At 53.8% G+C, this 5,150-nt stretch carries 5 protein-coding genes and 1 pseudogene; 4 read left to right on the top strand and 2 right to left on the bottom strand.

Going from position 1 to position 5,150, the window contains the following annotated elements; translation table 11 throughout:
* Positions 1 to 115: ISAzo13-like element transposase-related protein (locus GGD50_RS33315; protein ID WP_183941365.1), on the top strand; the 115-nt coding region annotated here is incomplete at its 5' end.
* A 4-nt stretch (positions 116 to 119) separates the two neighbouring features.
* Here the strand turns inward: GGD50_RS33315 and GGD50_RS32410 are convergent.
* Positions 120 to 854, bottom strand: coding sequence for an AAA family ATPase (locus GGD50_RS32410; protein ID WP_183941363.1), 735 nt, complete (start codon positions 852 to 854; stop codon positions 120 to 122).
* Between the two features lie 84 nt (positions 855 to 938).
* Between GGD50_RS32410 and GGD50_RS33655 the strand changes: the two are divergent.
* From GGD50_RS33655 to GGD50_RS32400, 3 genes and pseudogenes are all read left to right on the top strand, one after another.
* A pseudogene (locus GGD50_RS33655) lies at positions 939 to 1,152 on the top strand (hypothetical protein); the annotation flags it as partial.
* A 258-nt stretch (positions 1,153 to 1,410) separates the two neighbouring features.
* Positions 1,411 to 2,652: a tyrosine-type recombinase/integrase gene (locus GGD50_RS32405; RefSeq protein ID WP_183941361.1), complete on the top strand. Its 1,242-nt coding sequence runs from the start codon at positions 1,411 to 1,413 to the stop codon at positions 2,650 to 2,652.
* 110 nt (positions 2,653 to 2,762) lie between these two features.
* Positions 2,763 to 3,584, top strand: coding sequence for a hypothetical protein (locus tag GGD50_RS32400; protein WP_183941359.1), 822 nt, complete (start codon positions 2,763 to 2,765; stop codon positions 3,582 to 3,584).
* On the opposite strand, the gene GGD50_RS32395 is transcribed toward GGD50_RS32400, so the two are convergent.
* A complete protein-coding gene (locus GGD50_RS32395) occupies positions 3,494 to 4,876 on the bottom strand; it encodes an IS701 family transposase (protein ID WP_004126092.1) in 1,383 nt (460 codons plus the stop codon). The genes GGD50_RS32400 and GGD50_RS32395 overlap by 91 nt on opposite strands.
* Positions 4,877 to 5,150 lie beyond the last annotated feature (274 nt).

Raw genomic sequence — 5,150 nt, 5'->3', positions numbered from 1 at the left:
CGCCGGCATCAAGGTCAGCGATGCCGAGATGGATGCGATCAACATCAACCGTCATCAATTCCATGGCGATTGGAACTACACAATCAGCCCAATCAGCCCACCACCGGTGCGATAATTTATCAACAGTGCCTTAGCGTAGCCGGAAAAGGTGTCTGGGCTTGCTCAGTATGATGTGAAAATGCCTGCTGCTGCAGCGCGGGAAGAGCTAGCATTAGGCCAGTGCGGGCCGCGGGGATGTAAGCTTGTCTTGAATATTTTTCCCAATCGGGACCGAAAAGGACGTGGCCGCACGTCTCAGTCACGATGCGGAATTGATTGAATTGTTGCCCCGCAGCATCTTTCGCGAAAAACAATCGCATTTTCGGATCACCATCTCCGAAGTCAACCCATAAAATCATCTCGTCCTTGTCGGAGACTTCGCTGTCTCCGGAAATGTCTGGACCGATAGAAATTGTAAAAGGTTGGAAATCAGCATCTTCAATCGATAGCTTCGTCTCGCTGAAGCCCGGAAATGCAAAAATCTCAGACAAGTAGGCTGGCAGGTTGCGGTCGATAGTATCTCTAATGAAAGCGAGGATATCGGCGGCTTTGTCGTTGTCTATCAGCAAGCTTCTGCCAATCAACGTACCATCAAGATCACAGAATTCGGCTAGCCAGTTAGGGACTGTATCCTCACCAATCGGCCACTCTGGCCAATCTGGCCAAAAATAAGGGCTATCAATGTTCCCCAAAGCCCAAATCAAACTAGCTAGATAGCTTTTCCCGGTGTTGTTTTTGCCAACAAGGATCGTCAGAGGCGACAGCGTGACCTCGGCAAGGTTGATCTTTCCTAAATTCGAGACTTTGAACTTCAAAACAGCAACTTTCAGGATACCAGCTAAGACGGCATATCATGTAACAGTCGCGTTAGTGAATGTTGAATTTATTCGCCACTAGTGGCGCTCGTGACCCATTGCGGCCGCATCTGCATCTATCGCAAGGAGATTCAACATCTCGACGGTGCTGGCAGGTCAGAGGCTCGGCATCAAAGAAGTCGACGACGGCATTTGGCTCGTCGGCGTCACGCTATGATCTGGGATATATCGACTTGGAACAGAGGACCTTACAAACTATCGGCAACCGTTCGGCACGAGGTTTTCACCCATGTCTTAGGTGCAAACTGTTACCTATGTCTTCGGTATGGACAATCAAAATGATGGCGCACCCGACAGGATTCGAACCTGTGACCTTTGGAATCGGAAGGCAATCGTGAATGATTTTCCGCTGCTTCCTCTTGTTTACCCCATTTTGATTTTGCTATCCAGATCAAGCGGTAAGCTATTTCCGCAATTACAACGGTCTGGATCAAATTTACCCTGATTTGCTTCCTGCCGCTTCCTATATGCTTCCTGTAACGGGTGGGTTGCCGGCTTGGCGAAACTGACAAAGAGAATGATAGACGCCTTAGCGGCGCGCGACAAAGACTATTTTGAATGGGATGACGAGTTGCCGGGCTTCGGCGTGCGCGTCTGGCCTAGCGGTCGCAAGACCTATGTAGCGCAATACAGAGCCGGCAAGCAGACACGCCGTTTCAAGATCGGTATCCATGGCCCATTGACGGTTGAGGAAGCGCGCAAGGAAGCGAAGAGTGTTCTAGGCGATGTCGCTCGCGGTGACGATCCACAGCTTGACCGCTTGACGCGGCGCAAGGCGCTGACGGTCAAAGAGCTTTGCGACATGTATTTCGAAGCGGCTGACAAAGGGCTTGTGTTCGGCAAGCGCGGAAAGCCGAAAAAGTCGTCAACCTTGTATGTCGATAAGGGGCGGGCAAACCGCCACATTATCCCGCTGATAGGCAACCGACTCGTGCAAGAACTGACAACGGCCGATGCCATCAAAATGATGCGTGATGTCACGACGGGCAAGACTGCAGCGGACGAGAAAACGGGAAAACTGCGGGGAAGGGCGGTTGTCACCGGCGGGGCGGGCACTGCTTCGCAAGCGGTGACGCTTCTTAGCGCAATCCTCACCTATGCCGTTTCTGAGGGTATTATCCCGACCAATCCAGCGCGTGGTATTAAGAAACCCGCTGTTGGAAAGCGCACCCGCCGACTTAGCCCGAAGGAGTATCGTGCCCTCGGTAAGGTCCTTGAGGCTGCGGATGATGAGCTTTGGCAAGGCATTGTCGGCACGAAATTGTTTCTGCTGACCGGATTTCGTTTGAGCGAGATTGCGGGCTTGATGTGGTCTGAGCTCGATAAGGCGGGAAGCTGTCTGAGGCTTGATGATTCCAAAGAGGATGCGTCTATTCGGCCGGTTGGAAGCGTCGTCTTTGACGTGCTCGATGGTGTTTCACGCCAGGGTGGAAATCCCTTCGTCTTGCCTGGTCCACGAAGCGAGAACGGCCACTACACCGCCTTGGATGACGCGCTTGACCGGCTCACAGAAAGGGCAGGGCTTCAAGGCGTCACGTCGCATACGCTGCGGCATTCATATGCCAGCGTCGCGGGTGATCTCGGATTTACCGAAATCACCATTTCCGCGTTGTTGGGACATGCCGCCGGAAATGTCACTCAACGATACGTACATCACCTTGATAGCGTATTGATTGCAGCGGCTGACAAGGTTTCCAGCGAGGTTCACAGGATGATGATTACCGACCCAAAGGACTAGGGTCCCTCATTGTGCAGCTGGCGATTGCGCTGGGTTCGGGGCAACTTATCTATACTTTGCCGTGGCGACTGTTGTCGTCTCATTCCTCGCGAAGTTTAATGGAGGTAGTCTTGACCCGCAGTCGAGGCAGCAAGTCGAAGACGATAATTGGAAGCGTACGCGTATGGTGCGCGCTGAACCTAGTGCTGTTTATTGGGCTGATGACCTATCATTTCGGCCCATTCGCAAAACCCAACGGATGGGCAGATACCTTTTCGGTGGCTGTCAATTTCGTTGCTGGCGGGCTGGTCTCGTTCTTTTTCTACTGGCTCGTTGTCTATCTTCCAGAACAGCGAAGGCGGCGAGTTATTAAAAGCAACATGACGAAGATGTATCGGACCATTAAGGAGACGATTCTTCTGCAGGTCATTTGGGCAAGTAGAAAGGGCGGTCGCACCGATATAGATGCCTCCTCCGAAACCATCGCCAGCTTGATGACAACGGCAGGATTTAGGGCTGCGTTCGAACACGGCTCTCGGGGTGATGAAGGCTTCTATGCCTTTGAAAACCAGATGAGCCATGACACTCCCGAGTTCCGCGAGATTATCAAGCAACTGGAAATGCTCACGAAACAAGTTGAGTTCGTGTTATCCAACTACATAATTGAGGACAGCAAGATCTTTGACTTTTTCAAGCGCCTTGAGCTTCTGTTAATCTCGATACGCCAGTCCGGCCCCGGTTACGATGAGTCAAAGCCTTTGTGCAACTTTGTGTACGAGATCTTTGCGGGTTTCAATATTGTCAACGGCCATCAGGGCTACGACGTCATCGAGAAGATGATTGCTGAGCTCGACTTTGTGCATTATGCGGCGAAGCAAAGCGCCTGCGCCATACGGACAAGTCGCCCTGGCGGTATTTTATGCATTTCCAGGTTTGACGGTGAGTGTCGATAAAGATCGTCGCTCCACAAAACGAGACGCACAGCGCCAATCGCATCTGTGAATGTCAGATCGGTTTTCCTGTACCATGCGGCGGCGTAAGGGCGCGTGCTTTGGCTGAGAACATCTCCCGCCCACAGCGTCACGAGACTATAGAGGGCCAGGAGCGAAGGTGTTGTGCGGATGATGGCGTTGCCATTCCACTGGCGCTGGGTCTCCACACCGAGATGGGCGCGTGTTTCGGCGAACGTCACTTCGATCTGCCAGCGCCGAACGAAATAGGCGATGATCTGGGTCGGCTCGAGCTCGGTATTGGTGCTCATAAACGCCTGCGGTTCGCGGCGGCCGGTCGGGTCTCGAACCAGGACCCAGCGAATTGGCCTTGGTGGGGTTCCCCGCCGATACCACAAGCCAGTGCCTGTCGTGATATCAAGGTGTTTATCGGTTTGTCTGCCATACCAGGTTGACGCGATGACGCGTTGCCAGACGGTCTTGGGATTGTTGAGGACCGCCTTGAGCTTGGGCAAGGGCATGCCTTTTTGTGCGGGCCGCCCGAGCGTATGTTCGTGTCGCGGATCTGGCGGGGTGAACAGACTGGCGTCGAGACGCAGGCGTGTGATGAGGGTGGCTCTGCCTGGTAGCGCTGCAGCCAATGTGTGGACAGCAAAACTGCTGTCGCCAACAAAGATGAGATCGCGTCCAGGCAGCCAGCGGCAAAGCTGCATCACGCCCTGTCTTGCCCAATCCGTCAGCAGTTTGTGCCTTCGTCCCCTCTTTTTGTCGTAGCGCTCTGAGGGGCATAAAAGCGTTAAGACTGGTAGGGCCTTGATGCATTTGGCCCATGGGACCGGGGCAAGAACCATGAAGCTCAACCAGCGCAAGCCGCTGGCTTTGACGAAGTGACCGTGACTGGAGCGCACTGGATCGCGATAAATGCCACGCGCGGCAATCTTTGGTCCCCATCGGCGTTCGATGGTGTCATCCATACCGATCACAATGGGACCATCGGGTACGAGGCTGGCGACAACGACCGATAACAGCCGCGAAGCCAACGTACGCGGGTTCCAACGCGCGCGATTGAGGAGCTGATGGTAGAGGGAAAAATTGCCAGCCTCGGCGCGGCCGGTGATCCGCAAACAGGACGTCACTGTTCGTTTGCCTGGAGACAGGATCGCACCCATCACCAGGACCAGGAGATGCTCCCAGCTGGGTGCCGTGAACCAGGGACGAAACGACGACAGCCACTGGCGAAGGATTTGCGGAACAGGATCACCCGACCCGACGCAGTTCTCATTATGATCGGTCATCCACCGGTTCGAATCCGGTCACGCGAAACAGGCAAGTCAGAGAGACTGCGGCGAATTGATTCACCCCGCTCAAATTGCCTCAAAATGAGAGTGCCGCGCGCGCCACGCTGCCAGTACGCGGAAGATCAGCGCCGCCGCTACAAACCCGAAACTCCAAAGAGATTTTGTACAAAGTCAAGCTGAGAGGCTGCCTCAAAAAGAGGTGGGTGATTTCAACAGGTTATGATTCCTTCGGATTTGCGAGATTCGATGGAGACCACGATGGCCTGGACCA

The sequence above is a fragment of the Martinezella paranaensis genome, from assembly GCF_014200235.1.
GTDB classification, from domain to species: domain Bacteria; phylum Pseudomonadota; class Alphaproteobacteria; order Rhizobiales; family Rhizobiaceae; genus Rhizobium; species Rhizobium paranaense.
Note: the sequence above shows the minus strand (reverse complement) of the source record. Positions and strands in the feature narration are given on the sequence as shown.

Coding starts and splice junctions, on each gene's coding strand:
- GGD50_RS32395 (WP_004126092.1), bottom strand. CDS start 4,876: ATGACCGATCATAATGAGAACTGCGTCGGGTCGGGTGATCCTGTTCCG.